Here is a 15,305-nt window from a genome sequence, read left to right as displayed (position 1 = left end):
GTTTTCAGACTTCTTAGCAGGTTCTGGAGCAGGGCGACCCTTTGGCCCATAGGAGGGCTCATGGCTACCGGAACCGTGAAGTGGTTCAACGCTGAAAAGGGCTTCGGCTTCATCGCCCAGGACGGCGGCGGCCCGGATGTCTTCGTCCACTACTCCGCGATCAACGCCTCTGGCTTCCGCTCCCTCGAGGAGAACCAGACGGTGAACTTCGACGTCACGCAGGGTCCGAAGGGCCCGCAGGCGGAGAACGTCACCCCGGCCTAGTCGCCTGGGCCAACCTCAATCGCGGGTTGGAAAAGCAGTACCCAAGGAGCCCTGTCACTTCCGCGCGAGCGGAGCGGCGGGGCTCCTGCCTTTCCCCTCCGGGGTGGGGGGACGGACACGCCCTGGGGCCCGCACCGTGTGCACGGTGCGGGCCCCAGGGCGTTGAACGCCGGGCCGGACGCGCCCGGGCCATGGCGGCCCGGGCGCCGGAATCACTTCGCGGTGGCCGCGGGCGGGGCGGTGATCTCGATGTCGAGGATCAGGGTCACGTCCTCCGGGGTCACCAGGCGGAGCTGGTAGGTGCCCGGAGCGAGGTCCGCGTCCGTGAAGAGTTCCGGCAGGACGATCCGGCCGTCGGCCGCGGTCGCCGCCAGGGTGAGGCCGAAGACCTTCTTGCCGGTCTCGTCCTTGAAGTACGGGCCCTTCGCGGTCGCCGGGTCGGCCGGCACCCACTTCCCGTCCTTCTCCTGGCCCAGGCCGGCGACGACGCCGGACACGGCGACCGCCTTGCCCTCGGCCGTTGCCCGGACCTCGACGCCCTTGATGCTCGTTCCGGCGACCGCCGCGATCGGCTTCGAGCCGTCCGGGCGGGCGAGCAGGTCGGCGGCGGGCGCCGTGACCTTGCCCGCGAAGTTCACGGTGAGCCTGCTGGTGGTGTCGTAGGCCGAGGCGCGCAGGGTGAAGGTGCCCGCCGTGGCGCCGGCCTTCAGGCCGGGCGCGGCGGCGATGCCGTCGGCTCCCGTCTTGACCACCAGGGACTTCGCCGTCCCGAAAAGGGTGCCGGTGGCGTCCTCCTCGACCGCGAAGATCACCTCGCGGTCCGCGGCGGGCTTGCCGTCGCTGAGGAGCAGCTTGACCCGCGGGGCGACGGTGAAGGCCGTACCGGCCTCGGCGGTGAGGCCGGGACCGTCCAGCACCGTCAGCTCGGCCAGGTGCGGGGCCGGCTTCTCCGGGGTCGGAGTCGGCGTCGGAGTCGGCGTGGGAGTGGGGGTCGGCTTGGGAGTGGGCGTCGGCGTCGGCTTGGGGGTCGGCGTCTGCGTGACCGGGTTCTGGGTGCGGGGCGTGGGCAGGGTGCCCGGCTGCGCCGGCGGGTAGTTCCCGACGGGCGGGTTGGCGACCTCGGTGGCTCCCTGCTGGTACTGGTGCATGTAGCCGAGCACGGTGTTCACGTACTCACGGGAGTTGTTGTAGCTGAGGATCGCCTTGTCGAGCTCGGCGGCCACGGACAGGTTGCGGTCGCCCGCGCACAGGTAGAGGCCGGCGCCCAGGGCCGCGTCGTAGATGTTGTTCGGGTCCCGCTTGGCGTCGCCGTTGCCGTCGGCGCCCCAGGTGGCCCAGGTCGAGGGGATGAACTGCATCGGGCCGACGGCACGGTCGTAGACCACGTCCGCGTCGAACTCGCCCCGGTCGGTGTCGCGGATCTCGGCGAAGCCGTTGCCGTCGAGGCGCGGGCCGCGGATCGGCTTCTCGGTGTAGCCGTCGGCTTTGAGCCCGTAGCCGGAGGCGTGGACGGACTCGACCCGGCCGATGCCCGCGAGCAGCTGCCAGGGCAGCTTGCAGTTGGGGAGCGCCGCCGCCACGGCGACCTCGGCACGGTTGTAGGCGTCGAGGGCGGTCGCGGGTATGCCGCTGGCGCCGGCCTCCTGTGTGCCCGTCCCCGCGGCGGGTGGCGGGTCGGCGACGATGTCCGGCAGGTCCAGCCGGGCGTCACCGCGGTCGGTGGCCTGCGGACTGTCCGGGGTCGGTTCGGACTCTCCCGCATCCGCGGTCGACGGAGTGGACACGACCGCGGCAGTGGTCAGGCTGGCCGCGAGCGCGGCCGTGCACAGGACCTTGCGCGAGGTGTTGACGATGTGGCGGTGAAGCGGCTTCACAGTGCGGCGATCCCCCCAAGGAGCCGTTCAAGGGTATGCGGCCGGTCTGGCCGTGAATATCCACTGTCTATCAGGTATTCCGACCCGACTCGCCGTCCGCCCGGCAGATGTGACGCACCATTCGTCTCGCCTTCACCGGGGTCTGACGACAGAACGGACAACGATCCCAACCCTCCGCCCGAAATGGCCCGATGACAACCTGTTTCCAGCCGGATCCCGTCTGTTCGAAGCCACGAACAGACCAGCGGGACCGCGCCGCCGCCGGCCCACCCGCCGTCACCCCGCGACGAGCCCGCAGGCTCCAGGGGACTCCACACACCCACCCACTCCGATGTGACACGGATCACTCGAGAAGAGCCCGGGGGGCCGATGGATTCCGCAGCGCCCGGCGGTCCTACTTCCGTACCCACCGACCCGGACGGAAGAGGAACGATCCCCATGCGCATCGTCATCACTGAATTCATCAGCCTCGACGGCGTCGTGCAGGCACCGGGGGGCCAGGGCGAGGACAACGACGGCGGCTTCGCCCACGGCGGTTGGACCCACCCCTTCTTCGACCCGGAGGTCGTCGGCGGCTCCTTCACCGAGGCCCTGGAGAAGGCCGACGCACTGCTGTACGGGCGCCGCACCTGGCAGAACATGGCAGCGGCGTGGCCCGAGCGGGCCGGCGACCCTTTCGCCGACCGGATGAACGCCCTCCCGAAGTACGTCGTGTCCGACACCCTCGGCGACGAGGAGCTGACCTGGACCAACACCACGCGCATCGACGGCGCCAAGGCCGTTGCCCGCATCCGCGAGCTGCGCGACGGCGAGGGCGGCGACCTGGTGGTCATGGGCAGTCCCACCCTCGCCCGCACCCTGCTGAGCGAGGGGCTCGTCGACGAACTCCGGCTCATGGTCATGCCGGTGCTGCTGGGCGGCGGTAAGTCGATCTTCCCGCAGGACGGCGGTCTGCACACCCTCGAACTGGCCTCCACGGCCATCAGCCCTGCGGGTGTGCACGTGTGCACCTACCGCCCGATCGGGGGCGCCTGACCGATCGGTCCGCCGACGGACCGGAGACCGACCGTCCGCGCCTTTCCGTCGTCAGAACACGGCGGTGGCGATCCCGACCAGGATTCCGGCGACCGCCGCCAGCACGATGGCGGCGAACAGGCCGACCAGGGAAACGAGGAAATAGCCGTCGGCGCTCTCCACCGTGCCGCTGCGCGCGCAGGTGAACAGCCAGGCCGCGAGCGTCAGGAACGGCACGAGCAACAGGCCGGCCGCCGTGCCGAAGTTGAACACGGCGGTCCCCGAGAGCTCGTAGGCCCTGCCCCTCGCCGTCCGCACCTCCACCTCGGCACCCCGCCGGTATGCGTCGGCGGCCGTGTCCAGCACGATCTCGCGCGCCGCCTCTCCCGGCCCCGGCCGCCGAGGGGTGTACCAGCCCGTGCAGTCGGTGCCGGTCGTGTAGCCCTCGGCGTCGGTGGCCTCGTAGCAGCGGTGGACCGAGACGACCCCGTCCACGGGCCCGAAGCCGAGCACCGCCCCCATCTGCGGCCCGGGCAGCACCCACATCAGCCACCCGGCCACCGCAAGCGTCACGACCCCCCCGACCCCGGCCACGCCCCGCCCCAACCCCCGCACAACAGCTCGCACAACGCCCCCTCTCCCGTGCAGGCCGATACCCGCGGGGGCGAGTGCGTACGCGGCGGGGTCGGAGCAGGGTGGCAGCGGGGCGGGGCGGGGGTGGGGTGGGGTGGGGTGGGGGTGGCAGGCGCGGCGGGGCGGCTGCCGCGGGGTTCGGGTGCAGGCGGTGTCAAGCCCCGAGATGCCGTGGCGTGACGGGGCGGGGGCGGCGGGGCGCAATGGTCGTACGAGGTTCGGCCCCGCAGGCCGGCCGCCACCGCTCCCCCGCAGCGCCAAGGAGAACGTCATGACCAGCATCCACCGTCTCGCCCTCCTGAAGGCCGCCATCGCCGTGGGAGCCCTGCGCGTGGCGCCCGGCGCGGTCGCAGACTCCGTGGTGCGGCGCGCCGCGACCGGCACCCTGATCCCCATGCGGCCCGAGTCCCGGGGCGGGCCGGGGCACTCGGTGCGGGCGTCACTGCGCAGCTGCTGGTCCGACGTCGCCTGACGCACCGGCGGGGGGGGCAGGGGGGGAAAGGGGGGGGGGGTGCGGGGGGGGCGGGGGGGGGGGGGGGGGGGGGGGGGGGGGGGGGGGGGGGGGGGGGGGGGGGGGGTACGACGTTCCCCCCCCCCCCCCCCCCCCCCCCCCCCCCCCCCCCCCCCCCCCCCCCCCCCCCCCCCCCCCCCTTCCCCCCCCCCCCCCCCCCCCCCCCCCGGTGCGTCAGGGCGCGGGGGTGCGGGGCGGGCGGCGCAGGACGGTGGCGGCGACGGCCAGGGCGGTGACGAGGAGGGCCGCGCCGACCGCGAAGGCCAGGTGGTAGCCGCCGGCCAGGGCCTCGGAGGCGGGGCGGCCGGCCGCGGTGAGGGACTCGGCGCGGGAGGCGGCGAGGGTGGAGAGGACCGCGATGCCGAGGGCCATGCCGATCTGCTGGGTGGTGTTGAAGAGCCCGGAGGCCAGGCCGGCGTCCTCCTGCTTCGCCCCGGACATGCCCAGGGAGGTGAGGGCGGGCAGGGCGAGGCCGAAGCCGGCGGCGAGGAGCATCACGGGGAGCAGGTCGGTGACGTAGTGGGACTGCGCGGCGTCGGCGGGGACCCGGGTGAGCAGGCCGAGTACGCCGATCAGGAGGGCCAGCCCGGTCAGGAGGACCCTGCGTTCGCCGAAGCGGGCGTTGAGGCGGGCCGAGACGGTCAGGGAGACCACGCCGATGACGGCGGCGGCCGGCAGCATCGCCAGGCCGGTCCGGGCGGCTCCGTATCCGAGCACGTTCTGCATGTAGAGCGCGACGAGGACCTGGAAGGAGAAGAGGGCGGCGACCATCAGCATCTGGACCAGGTTGGCGCCGGTGACGCTGCGCGAGCGGAAGATCCGCAGGGGCATGAGCGGGGTGCGGGCGGTGGCCTGGCGGGCGAGGAAGCCGGCGAGCAGGGCGAGGGAGAGGCCGCCGAGGCCGAGCGTGTGGGCCGAGGCCGCTCCGTACTGGTCGATCTTGACGACGGTGTAGATCCCGAGCATGAGTCCGGAGGTGACGAGCAGCGCGCCGAAGGTGTCGGCGCCGGCCTTCAGGCCGAGGCCGCGGTCGGCGGGGAGGGCGGGAAGGGCGACGAGGAGTGTCGCGATGCCGATGGGCAGGTTGATGAGGAAGATCCAGTTCCAGGAGAGTGCGTCGGTGAGGACGCCGCCGAGAACCTGGCCGATCGAGGCGCCTGCCGCGCCGGTGAAGCTGAACACGGCGATGGCCTTGGCCCGTTCGCGGGGCCCGGTGAACAGCGTGACGAGGATGCCGAGGCTGACGGCGGAGGCCATCGCGCTGCCGACGCCCTGGAGGAAGCGTGCGGCGATCAGGACCCCGGGGGAGGCGGCGGCGCCGGCCAGGAGGGACGCGGTGGTGAAGAGTCCGGTGCCCGCGAGGAACATCCGCTTGCGGCCGATCAGGTCGCCGAGCCGGCCGGCGAGCAGGAGCAGCGAGCCGAAGGCGATGAGGTAGGCGTTCACGACCCAGCTCAGCCCGGCCGGGGTGAAGCCGAGGTCGTCCTGGATGGCCGGCATGGCGACGGTGACGATGCTGCCGTCGAGGACGGTCATGAGCATCCCGGTCGCCAGGACGCCGAGGGCGAGCCGGCGGGAGGTGCGCGCGGTCGGCGCGATTGCGGCGGGGGCGGCTGCGGGGGGTGCGGCTGCTGATGCGGAGGTGGCGGTCATCGCGGTCTCTCCTGTCGTCGGGACCCAACAGGAGAGACCGTAGCAGATAGTTTTGTTGCAGACTATCTTCTACGGACCTAGGCTTGCGCCGACGCCCTTCCCGCCGTCACCCCTTCTGGCGTGCCCTCCGAGCCGGCCGCGGTCCCTCGACCGGGGTCTCCAGGTGACCGGTGACCAGCCGGTTCAGCGCACGGAGCAGCACCTCCCGCTCAGCGGCGGGCAGGGAGTCGAGGGCGCCGGCGTGGACGCTGTCGACGATCTTCTGGCTCTCCTTCGCGACCCTCGCCCCCGCCTCGGTCACCGCGATGATCCGCGCTCGCCGGTCGGTGCTGGACGGACGGCGCTCGGCCAGGCCGGCCTCCTCCAGCGCGTCGACGGTCACCACCATCGTGGTCTTGTCCATGTCTCCGATCTCGGCGAGCTGCGCCTGGGTGCGCTCCTTCTCCAGGGCGTGGACGAGCACGCAGTGCATCCGCGGGGTGAGGCCGATCTCGGCGAGCTGCGCGCTCATCCGGGTGCGCAGCACGTGGCTGGTGTGGTCCAGGAGAAAGGACAGATCCGGTTCGGTGCGGGTGGGTGCCATGGCTGTCATGTCGCCAGCGTAACGAAACTCGATCCGTCGCGGATTATCGGCAGACGGACGACCTGTGGCGGCCGGTCCATGGCGGCTCACGCCTCGCGCGGCCCCCGGTACAGCTCGTCGATGCGGTCTGCGTAGTCGCGCGCGATCGCACCCCGCCTGAGCTTCAGCGACGGCGTCAGGTGGCCGCGCGCCTCGGTGAAGTCGCCCGGCAGGACGGCGAACCGGCGGATCGACTCGGCCCGCGACACGAGCTGGTTCGCCTCGTCGACGGCCCGTTGGAGGTCGGCGAGCAGCTCCGCGTCCCGCACCAGCTCCCGCATCGGCATGTTCTGCTTCTTCCGCATCTGGCGCCAGTGCCACAGCCCGTCGGGCTCCAGGGTGATCAGCGCCGCGATGTAGGGCCGGTTGTCGCCGACCACCATGCACTGTCCGACCAGCGGGTGGGCCCGCAGCCAGTCCTCCAGCGGTGCCGGGGCCACGTTCTTGCCGCCGGAGGTGATGATCAGGTCCTTCTTGCGGCCGGTGATGGTGAGGTATCCGTCCGCGTCGAGCTCCCCGATGTCCCCGGTGGCCAGCCAGCTGCCGTCCGGGAGGGCCTGCCCGCTGTTCCAGTAGCCCGCGAAGACGTGCCGGCCGCCCAGCAGCACCTCCCCGTCCGGCGCGATCCGCACGGCCGTCCCGGGCAGCGGCCAGCCCACCGTGCCGAGCCGGGGCCGCTGCGGCGGGGTCACGGTGCTGGCGCCGGTCGTCTCCGTGAGCCCGTAGCCCTCGAAGACCTCGATCCCCGCGCCGGTGTAGAAGGCGGCGAGCCTGCGCCCCAGGGGCGATCCGCCGCTCAGGATGTAGCGGACGCGGCCGCCGAGCGCGGTGCGGATCCGCCGGTAGACGAGCGGGTCGTACAGCGCCCGTGCTGCGCGCAGCACGGGTCCGGGCGCCGTGCCCTCGACGCTCTCGCCGAAGCGGCGCGCGATGCGGGCGGCCCGGTCGAAGGAGGAGGCGCGGCCCATCTTCTCGGCGGTGGCGCGGGCGGTGTTGTAGACCTTCTCCAGGACGTAGGGGATGGCGAGCAGGAAGGTCGGGCGGAAGCCTGCCAGGTCGGCGAGGAGGTCCTCGGTACGGATGCTGGGCGCGTGCCCGAGCTTGACGCGGGCCCGCAGGCAGCCGACCGCCACCATGCGGCCGAAGACGTGGCTGAGCGGCAGGAACAGCAGGGTCGAGGCGGGGTCCTTGCTGACCGACTTGAAGACGGGGTGGAGCAGCTCGATGGCGTTGTCCACCTCGGCGAAGAAGTTGGCGTGGGTGATGACGCAGCCCTTGGGCCGGCCGGTGGTGCCCGATGTGTAGATGAGGGTGGCGACGGAGTCCGGGGTGCGGTTGCCCCGGCGCGCGTGCACGAGGGCGTCGGGGATGCGCTCCCCCGCTTTCACCAGCCGGCCTATCGCGCCGGTGTCGAACTCCCAGAGGTGCGCCAGCCAGGGCAGGTTGATCCGTTCGGCGCTGATGATGCGGGCTTGCGCGGTGTCCTCGACGGCGCAGGCCACGGCGCCGGAGTCCTGGATGATCCAGCGGGCCTGGAGGGCGGAGGAGGTGGGGTAGATCGGTACGGTGACGAGCCCCGCGGCCCAGCCCGCGAAGTCGAGCAGGGTCCACTCGTAGGTGGTGCGGGCCATGATGGCCAGCCGGTCGCCCTGGCGCAGCCCCTCGGCGATCAGGCCCTTGGCGACGGCGAGCACCTCGGCCGCGAACTCGGCGGCCGTGACGTCGTGCCAGGACCCGTCGGCCTCCTTGCGGGCGAGTACGGCCTCGTTCGGGGCCTGCGCCGCGTTGTCGAAGGGGATGTCCCCGAGGGATCCGTGCGCGGGGGCCGCGGCGAGTGCGGGTACCCGTACCTCGCGCACCACTCCGTCGACGACGGTCCGGACGGGCTCCACCAGCTTCGGCTCCGCTTCCACGGCGCACACTCCTCGGCTCACACGAGTGTTACCGCCGGTAATCTACGGAGGCGAAACCTCGTCCGACCACCCCTCCGAGCCCTTCTTCACCGACGCTCCACTCCGCCACCGCCGCCACCGCACCGCGCGAGGGAATTGAGGAGGGCCGCGCCGCGTGCGGCCATTGAAGAAACGCCCGCCGGTCCGTCCGACGCCGCCGCCGGCCCCCTCCCATGCCCCTGCTGCTTCCGGCGGACGCTGGCAAAGCGCGCCGATTTCGAGATCTGCCCGGAGTGCGGCTGGGAGGACGACAGGCAGGACGACGCGGACGCCCACCTCGTACGGGGCGGACCCGACGGCAGGCTGAGTCTGGCGCAAGCCCGGCTGGACTACCTCGAGGAAGTGGCCGAGGAATGCGAGGAGTCCATGGCGCACGGCGGGGACGGGCTGTGGATTTCGGACGCCCGACGCCAGATGTACGACGACGTCGAGTAGGACGGACGGCATCCAGCCGTGAGGCCCTTACGCAGCGACCGGCGGGCAGCTTCTGCAGCGGCCCGGGGCCGGGGCGCGGAAGGCGCGGTCGCAGCCGTCGCAGTTCTGGAGCGGGTCCGGACGGGCGGGCGGCCGGATCCCCTGGCTCGGCGGGGCCGGTGGCAGGTGCGGCGGGATCAGGGCGGTGAGCCGGTATGCGAGGACGGAGGCGGGGTGGCACATGTCCTCGGGGAGCCCCGCCGACAGGGCCCGTCCCACGACCTCGGGGTCCACGCCGCGCTCCAGCCAGGCCGACGCGAGCGGCGCGAGCCGTCGTACGTCGCGTTCGGCCAGCAGCAGCCGCGGATCGCGGCGCCGCAGCCCGGCCAGCAGGTCGGCCGCACCAGGGTGCAGCGGCAGCACTTCGGGGCCCGCCGCGGCCTCCGGGGCCGGGTCGGGGTTCGGAGCCGGGGCCGGACTCGCGGCCGGAGCCGGGGCCGGGGCCGGGGCCGGGTCGGGAGACGCAGTCGGCTCCGGTACGGGTTCCCGGCCCGGCGGCGGAGGCGGCCCGGCAGAGGCGGAGTCCGGCTGGTTGTACGAGTACGTGCGGGTCACCACCCGCCCGCCCTCAAGCCTCTCGCGCCGCCGTTCCAGGTAGCCGTGTTTCTCCAGCTCCCGCAGGGCGGAGGCGATCCGCACCTCCCCCTCCGGGAAGCGGGCGGCGAGGGCCTTGATGCCGACCGGGGCCCCGTCCGGCAGCGACTGGATGTACCCCGCGACACCGATCGCCGTCGCGGACAGCTCGCGGTGCTGGAGGAGGTGGTTGCCGACCACGGTGTAGTGACTCGCGTGCCAGGTGTTGACGTGGATGACACCGGATCGGGCGGTGCGGGAGGGAACTCGGCACGTGGCGCGCGAGGGCGCGCTAGGCTGCTGGGGAGCCATTGGGAAGCTGCTTCTTCCTTGTTGGTCAGGCCCTCGGCCGGGATGCCAGTCCCACCGGGGGCCGTCTCATGTCTGGAGTTGTCGCGGCGAGCATATGCCCGGCAACCCACCTGAAATCCAGCCCAGTTGGCACCTTTCACCCGACCGAGCGATGCGGGCCGGGTTTGGTTGGCGGGTTGGTTCTTTCCCTCGGTTCTTTGGGTCTTTATGCGTCTAAGCCCGCCGGGTCGCGGACCCCCGTGACCCGGCGACCAGCGGGGCGAGGGACACCTCCGCCCACACCACCTTGCAGGGCAACGGCCCTTCCCTGACGCCCCAACGGGCTGCCAGCGCCTCGACGATGACCAGCCCGAACCCCGCGTCGCGGATCCGTGGGATCCGGTCGCCGCGCGCGTCCGTCACCTCGATCAGCAGCGTCTGCGGGGTCGCCGTCACGGCCAGCCGGAAATCGCGGCCGGGCACGCCCCCATGGGTCACGGCGTTGGCGGCGATCCATCTTCGAACGCACGCCCGGCCCTGCGCTCAGTTTCGTCCGGGAACAGGTCACGCTGACCCGTCCGATCGGAGGCACAATGGTGCTGCGCCGCCGGCTGGAACACCTCCTGGAGGTGCTCCAGTTGCCGAACGTCGAGTTCCAGGTGATGCCCACCAACCGCGAGGAGCACGCGGGCATGGGGGGACGAATCCAAGTCCTGAAGTTCGCCGATGGCTCGGCGATCGGACGATCGGACGGCGCGTTCCACGGCCCAACGGTCTCCGACCCGAGGCAGCTCCGGATCCCTGCACTGCGCTACGGCATCATCCGAGCTCAGGCGCTCACACCCCGGGAATCACGGCCCTTCGTCGAGGAACTGCTGCGAGAGACATGACCGACAACCGCGGGCTCGACTGGTTCAAGAGCAGCTACAGCGACAGCAGCGAGAGGGACGACTGCGTCGAGATGGCCGCCACCCCCCGCGCCGTCCTGGTCCGCGACTCCAAGGACATCGAGCGCGCCGGCCTTGCCTTCGGCCGACCCGCGTGGGCCGGTTTCGTCGCCCACGCGTCCGGCGCCTGACGGCCCGTACGGCCTGGAACCGAATGTTCCCGTCGGGCGTCTCCCGGTCCGAAGGTCGCCAACCGTGCGGGGGACGGCCCTCGCCCGGTCGGTAACCGAGAGGCAGCTCGATCCCGCGGCGCCCGAGACGGGCGGCGGTGCCCGCCGGCAGCGGCAACCCGAACCCCCGGATCGAGATCGCCGCCCGCCACAACGTCGGCCCGTACCGGCAGTCGGACCAGGCCCGGGCCTGCGGCAACGCTCTCGGCGAGGCTCACGGCAAGGTGAAGGACGCGATGCGATGACAGACGGCAGCGGGACCACCCTCCCGCCCGGGGACCGTCGGCGGGTGCGCTGGGCGTTCGGGCTCCCCCTCGCCCTCGTGCACGCCCTGAACGCCGTGTTCGTCTACGCCGCCGTGTCCCACGGTCCGCAGGCCGAGTGGGACCACCAGGGGTACGAGGGCACGGCGGCGGCCGTCTTCCTCGCCCTCTGCCTGAGCGTGCTCGGGGTCCTGATCACGATCGTCCCGCCGGTCCGCAGGGCGCTGGGCCCGTGGTGGTTCGCGCCGCCGGTCCTCCTGGGGGTGATCGCATGGGTGCGTATCGAGACGCTCGGCTGAGGCTTCCCCGCGAGGACGTCGACCTGCTCGAGGACCGCGGCTGCCTGCGCCGGGTGCTCGGCATACCGCTCGTCGTGCTCTACGTCCCCGCGGTGTACTCCTGCTGCCTCGCCCTGGCCGTGCGTCCTGCCTCGCCGTACGACCGGCTGCGCGACGACGCCCGGTTCATGGGCGGCTTCTCGGTCTTCCTGTGCCTGGTGGGCCTGCTGCTCACCAGCACCCCGCTCTACCACCGCACGATGGGCCGCTGGTGGTTCGCGGCCCCGGTCCTGATCGCGACGATCTCCTACTTCCGCGCCGGCACGGTCTGACCGACGCGGTATCGATCCTGAAGGGGGCTCAACGCCCGATGAGCAAGGAGCGGCGCATCAGGTGGCGTCCGGTGCTGGTCTGCGGGCCGGTCCTGGTCTGCGGGCTGGTGAGCGGATGCGCGGGGGCCGCGCAGAACGGTGTTCCGGCCGCGGAGCGCTCGTCGGGGCAGCTGTCGCAGTGGGTGGAGGGGGCCACCGTGGAGTCGGTCGCCGGGACGCTCGGGGTGCGGCTGCCGGAGGCGGCGACCGAGGCGAGGGCGGCACACCTGCAGGGTTTGCAGGACGACGGCTTGATCCTGGCATTCGTCCTGCCGACGGCAGACGTGGACGCGTTCGTCGATCGTCTGAAGCCGCAACGGCCGCTCGTGCTGCGGGCGCAGCCGCTCACCCTGAGCACGAACCCGACGACGCCGTTCTCACGCCTCGGGCTGCCGGAACCCGAGGTGCTGGCGCCGGTCCGCGAGGGTCAGGTGTGCGCGCCGTGCGAGGAGGATCTCAACTGGCTGAGGGTGGCGGTGGCGCGGGTCGACGACCGCACCAGCCGGGTCTACCTCCGCGGTGTCGACTGAGCACTGTCCCGGTGAGCGCCCGATGGACACGCCGCGGCCCCCGCCCGGACGGGGGCGGGGGCCGCAGCGAGCGGGAAGGGCGGGCCGCTCAGGCGGTCGCGGCGGCCGGCTGCGGCGCGGCGGCGTCGACGACGACGGCCGGGGCGGCGGGCTCGTCCAGGGGGGAGGCCGAGGCGTTGGCGTAGGCCTCCCTGTCCAGGATCCCCTCGCGGGCCGAGACGATCACCGGGACCAGCGCCTGCCCTGCGACGTTCGTGGCCGTGCGGATCATGTCGAGGATCGGGTCGATCGCCAGCAGCAGGCCCACGCCGGCGAGCGGGAGGCCCAGGGTGGAGAGGGTCAGCGTCAGCATGACGGTGGCGCCCGTCAGGCCGGCCGTCGCGGCGGAGCCGATGACCGACACGAAGACGATGAGCAGGTACTCCTTGATGCCCAGCTGCACGTCGAAGATCTGCGCGATGAAGATCGCGGCGAGCGCCGGGTAGATCGCTGCGCAGCCGTCCATCTTCGTGGTGGCGCCGAACGGGACGGCGAAGGAGGCGTACTCCTTCGGGACGCCGAGGCGTTCGGTGACCTTCTGGGTGACCGGCATGGTGCCGACGGAGGAGCGGGAGACGAAGGCCAGCTGGATGGCGGGCCAGGCGCCCTTGAAGAACTGGATCGGGCTGACCTTGGCGACCGTCGCGAGCAGCAGCGGGTAGACGCCGAACATCACCAGGGCACAGCCGATGTAGACGTCGGCGGTGAAGGTGGCGTACTTGCCGATGAGGTCCCAGCCGTAGGTGGCGATCGCGGTGCCGATCAGGCCGATGGTGCCGATCGGGGCGAGGCGGATGACCCACCACAGGGCCTTCTGGAGAAGCTCCAGGGCGGACTCGGCGAGGTCGAGGACCGGCTTGGCCTTGGCGCCGAGCTGGAGGGCGGCGATGCCGGCGACGACGGCCAGGAAGACGATCTGAAGGACCTTCAGCTCGGTGAACGGCGTGACGATGTCCGTCGGGACGATGCCGGTCAGGAAGTCGATCCAGGAGCCGGTCTTCTTCGGTTCCTTGCCGTCGGCGGCGGTGAGGCCGGTGCCCGAGCCGGGGTCGGTCAGCAGGCCGATCGCGATGCCGATGCCGACCGCGATCAGCGAGGTGATCATGAACCAGAGGAGGGTGCGGGAGGCGAGGCGCGCCGCGTTGTTCACCTTCCGCAGGTTGGTGATCGACACCAGGATGGCGAAGAAGACGAGCGGGGCGATGGCCAGCTTGAGCAGCTGGACGAAGATGTCCCCGGTCTTCTCCAGGGTGGTACCGAGCCAGCTGACGTCCTGGCTGCGGGCTATCCATCCGAAGAGGACGCCCAGGGCCAGACCGGCGACGATCTGGGCCCAGAAGGGGAACTTGAACGAGGCCTTGGCAGGGGCCTGCGGGGTCGCGGACACGGACACTCTCCGGAGGTGCGCACATAGTGAGGGGGGTGGTTCTGCATGGTGTTGCGGTGCGGCAGCAGCCAGGAAGGGCCGGCCGGGACCGCTGCTGTATCGATTCAGCTCAACAGCAACAGGCCGCGGACGCGCGGCGGCAGAGGTCGACGTGCAGGCGCGTCACGAGCGGGACGCTCGTGATCATCGAATGCGCAGCTGTGGTCAACATGTTGAACACGCTAACACTTCTCCTTTGAGAATCTCAAAGGGGTGCTTTGAGACAACGGCGCACAGGTCCCTCTTGCGGAGGCCCGGAAAACACCACCGCCCCAGCGTTACGGGCGGTGGACCCGATGCTGGGGCGGTTCGGTGTGTGATGAAGCCAACTGGGGCGTTACGACCCGACGCGCGCCGCGTCGTCCGCCTGATCCTCCTGGCTGCGGTTCTCGGCGAGCTTCTGCTTCGCGCCCGCGACGCGCCCGGAGATCTGCGCGGACATCTCGTCGCGCTGCTTGCGCAGGAGGACGAAGGAGAGCGGGGCGGAGAGCACGAGGGCGAGCAGCACGACCCAGGCACCGTTGGCGTCGCCGAGTCCGGCGGGGACCAGGCCGAACCGGACGAGGACCGCGACGACGGCCAGGCAGCCCACGAAGATGCCCAGGCGCATCGCGGTGTATCGGATCGTTGCGCTCGGCTTGAGGGACACGGTGACCCCTTCTCTCTCGTCGTGGTCGTCAGGTCGTGCGTCGCACGGTGCCCGTCCAGTGAAGCACGCCGGGACCCGGCCGCGGCCCGCCGGGGTGCGCACGCCCGTACGGCCCGCAGGCCCGGAGCCGGCCGCCGGACGTGCGGACGGCCGCCGTCAGTAGAGCGGCAGCAGCATCGTGATGTCGTCGCGGTCGTCGCCCGGGGCCACCCGCACGGCGCCGGGGACGCGGCCGACCTCCTTGTAGCCGCAGGAGGAGTAGAAGTGCTCCAGGCCGAGGCCGCCGCGGCAGGTGAGGCGGACGGCGTCGATGCCCTCGATCGAGCGGGCCGCCGCCTCGGTGGCGGCCATGAGGTCGCGCCCGAGGCCCTTGCCCTGGTGGCGCGGGTGGACCATCACCGTGTACGCCCACAGCCAGTGCCGCTGGAGCCGGTGCGTGTTGTGGGTGAGGAACGCGGTCGCGGCGACCGCGCCGCCCTCGTCGTGCCCGACGAGCAGCCGGCAGCTCCCGTCCGCGACGCCGGCGAGGTGCTTGGCGAGCGAGGGGCGGACGTCGTCGTGAGTGACCGGCGGTACGAAGCCCACGGCGCCGCCCGCATTGGAGACGTCCGTCCAGAGCTCGAGGATTCCATCACGCAGGGAGGGTCCGACGACCGGATCCAGGGTGAAAGTAAGGGTCATTTCGCAAGTTTAACCATTACCTCATCGGCCCGTCCAGAAAAAGCTAAACCCCGGCCCATGGGCCGGGGTTAACTCGCCGGGAGCGGCTGG

General features: G+C 72.0%; 19 protein-coding genes and 1 pseudogene. 10 read left to right on the top strand and 10 right to left on the bottom strand.

Annotation, left to right across the window (positions count from 1 at the left end):
- Window positions 1-60 precede the first annotated feature (60 nt).
- Window positions 61-264 (top strand): cold-shock protein, encoded by a 204-nt coding sequence (locus ACZ6JS_RS19865; RefSeq protein WP_030012116.1) that lies wholly within the window; start codon window positions 61-63, stop codon window positions 262-264.
- 212 nt (window positions 265-476) lie between these two features.
- Here the strand turns inward: ACZ6JS_RS19865 and ACZ6JS_RS19860 are convergent, their stop codons facing one another.
- Window positions 477-2,138, bottom strand: coding sequence for a lytic transglycosylase domain-containing protein (locus ACZ6JS_RS19860; protein WP_469299543.1), 1,662 nt, complete (start codon window positions 2,136-2,138; stop codon window positions 477-479).
- Window positions 2,139-2,576: 438 nt separating this feature from the next.
- On the opposite strand from ACZ6JS_RS19860, the gene ACZ6JS_RS19855 reads away from it, so the two are divergent.
- On the top strand, window positions 2,577-3,173 hold the full coding sequence (locus ACZ6JS_RS19855; RefSeq protein WP_469299542.1) for a dihydrofolate reductase family protein: 597 nt from the start codon (window positions 2,577-2,579) through the stop codon (window positions 3,171-3,173).
- A gap of 51 nt (window positions 3,174-3,224) precedes the next feature.
- Here the strand turns inward: ACZ6JS_RS19855 and ACZ6JS_RS19850 are convergent, their stop codons facing one another.
- Window positions 3,225-3,725 (bottom strand): hypothetical protein, encoded by a 501-nt coding sequence (locus ACZ6JS_RS19850; RefSeq protein WP_469299540.1) that lies wholly within the window; start codon window positions 3,723-3,725, stop codon window positions 3,225-3,227.
- Between the two features lie 331 nt (window positions 3,726-4,056).
- Here ACZ6JS_RS19850 and ACZ6JS_RS19845 point away from each other — a divergent pair, with 331 nt between their 5' ends.
- A complete protein-coding gene (locus ACZ6JS_RS19845) occupies window positions 4,057-4,257 on the top strand; it encodes a hypothetical protein (RefSeq protein WP_469299538.1) in 201 nt (66 codons plus the stop codon).
- 213 nt (window positions 4,258-4,470) lie between these two features.
- On the opposite strand, the gene ACZ6JS_RS19840 is transcribed toward ACZ6JS_RS19845, so the two are convergent.
- From ACZ6JS_RS19840 to ACZ6JS_RS19830, 3 genes are all read right to left on the bottom strand, one after another.
- Window positions 4,471-5,949: an MFS transporter gene (locus ACZ6JS_RS19840; RefSeq protein ID WP_469299536.1), complete on the bottom strand. Its 1,479-nt coding sequence runs from the start codon at window positions 5,947-5,949 to the stop codon at window positions 4,471-4,473.
- A gap of 106 nt (window positions 5,950-6,055) precedes the next feature.
- A complete protein-coding gene (locus ACZ6JS_RS19835; protein ID WP_469299534.1) occupies window positions 6,056-6,541 on the bottom strand; it encodes a MarR family winged helix-turn-helix transcriptional regulator in 486 nt (161 codons plus the stop codon).
- Window positions 6,542-6,618: 77 nt separating this feature from the next.
- Window positions 6,619-8,493: an AMP-dependent synthetase/ligase gene (locus ACZ6JS_RS19830; protein ID WP_469299909.1), complete on the bottom strand. Its 1,875-nt coding sequence runs from the start codon at window positions 8,491-8,493 to the stop codon at window positions 6,619-6,621.
- Between the two features lie 126 nt (window positions 8,494-8,619).
- On the opposite strand from ACZ6JS_RS19830, the gene ACZ6JS_RS19825 reads away from it, so the two are divergent.
- On the top strand, window positions 8,620-8,958 hold the full coding sequence (locus ACZ6JS_RS19825) for a CPCC family cysteine-rich protein (RefSeq protein WP_469299533.1): 339 nt from the start codon (window positions 8,620-8,622) through the stop codon (window positions 8,956-8,958).
- Between the two features lie 27 nt (window positions 8,959-8,985).
- Here the strand turns inward: ACZ6JS_RS19825 and ACZ6JS_RS19820 are convergent, their stop codons facing one another.
- Together ACZ6JS_RS19820 and ACZ6JS_RS19815 are read right to left on the bottom strand one after the other, a co-directional pair.
- Window positions 8,986-9,771, bottom strand: coding sequence for a helix-turn-helix domain-containing protein (locus ACZ6JS_RS19820; RefSeq protein WP_469299531.1), 786 nt, complete (start codon window positions 9,769-9,771; stop codon window positions 8,986-8,988).
- A 324-nt stretch (window positions 9,772-10,095) separates the two neighbouring features.
- The gene (locus tag ACZ6JS_RS19815; protein ID WP_469299948.1) at window positions 10,096-10,344 is read right to left on the bottom strand and encodes an ATP-binding protein; all 249 of its coding nucleotides are present in this window, start codon (window positions 10,342-10,344) and stop codon (window positions 10,096-10,098) included.
- Between the two features lie 14 nt (window positions 10,345-10,358).
- Between ACZ6JS_RS19815 and ACZ6JS_RS19810 the strand changes: the two are divergent.
- The 6 genes and pseudogenes from ACZ6JS_RS19810 to ACZ6JS_RS19785 form a co-directional block, all read left to right on the top strand.
- A pseudogene (locus tag ACZ6JS_RS19810) lies at window positions 10,359-10,751 on the top strand (Scr1 family TA system antitoxin-like transcriptional regulator); the annotation flags it as partial.
- Window positions 10,748-10,939, top strand: a complete 192-nt coding sequence (locus ACZ6JS_RS19805) for a DUF397 domain-containing protein (protein WP_469299530.1) — start codon at window positions 10,748-10,750, stop codon at window positions 10,937-10,939. The pseudogene ACZ6JS_RS19810 and the gene ACZ6JS_RS19805, both read left to right, overlap by 4 nt.
- Window positions 10,940-11,076: 137 nt before the next feature.
- Window positions 11,077-11,223, top strand: coding sequence for a hypothetical protein (locus ACZ6JS_RS19800; RefSeq protein WP_469299529.1), 147 nt, complete (start codon window positions 11,077-11,079; stop codon window positions 11,221-11,223).
- Entirely contained in the window at window positions 11,220-11,540 is a 321-nt protein-coding gene (locus ACZ6JS_RS19795; protein WP_469299528.1) for a hypothetical protein, read from the top strand. Before ACZ6JS_RS19800 ends, ACZ6JS_RS19795 begins: the two co-directional genes overlap by 4 nt.
- Window positions 11,513-11,851: a hypothetical protein gene (locus ACZ6JS_RS19790; protein ID WP_469299526.1), complete on the top strand. Its 339-nt coding sequence runs from the start codon at window positions 11,513-11,515 to the stop codon at window positions 11,849-11,851. The genes ACZ6JS_RS19795 and ACZ6JS_RS19790 overlap by 28 nt, the downstream gene beginning before the upstream one ends.
- Before the next feature lie 38 nt (window positions 11,852-11,889).
- Entirely contained in the window at window positions 11,890-12,420 is a 531-nt protein-coding gene (locus tag ACZ6JS_RS19785) for a hypothetical protein (protein WP_469299525.1), read from the top strand.
- Window positions 12,421-12,508: 88 nt separating this feature from the next.
- Here the strand turns inward: ACZ6JS_RS19785 and ACZ6JS_RS19780 are convergent, their stop codons facing one another.
- From ACZ6JS_RS19780 to ACZ6JS_RS19770, 3 genes are all read right to left on the bottom strand, one after another.
- Window positions 12,509-13,852 carry a dicarboxylate/amino acid:cation symporter gene (locus ACZ6JS_RS19780; protein ID WP_469299524.1) on the bottom strand — a complete coding sequence of 448 codons (1,344 nt, stop codon included), beginning with the start codon at window positions 13,850-13,852 and terminating at the stop codon, window positions 12,509-12,511.
- A gap of 370 nt (window positions 13,853-14,222) precedes the next feature.
- Window positions 14,223-14,495: a DUF4229 domain-containing protein gene (locus tag ACZ6JS_RS19775; RefSeq protein ID WP_051700822.1), complete on the bottom strand. Its 273-nt coding sequence runs from the start codon at window positions 14,493-14,495 to the stop codon at window positions 14,223-14,225.
- A 195-nt stretch (window positions 14,496-14,690) separates the two neighbouring features.
- On the bottom strand, window positions 14,691-15,215 hold the full coding sequence (locus ACZ6JS_RS19770; RefSeq protein WP_469299522.1) for a GNAT family N-acetyltransferase: 525 nt from the start codon (window positions 15,213-15,215) through the stop codon (window positions 14,691-14,693).
- Window positions 15,216-15,305 lie beyond the last annotated feature (90 nt).

Source organism: Streptomyces sp. NPDC046349 (assembly GCF_055587885.1).
This window is presented reverse-complemented; position numbering and strand designations above follow the sequence as displayed.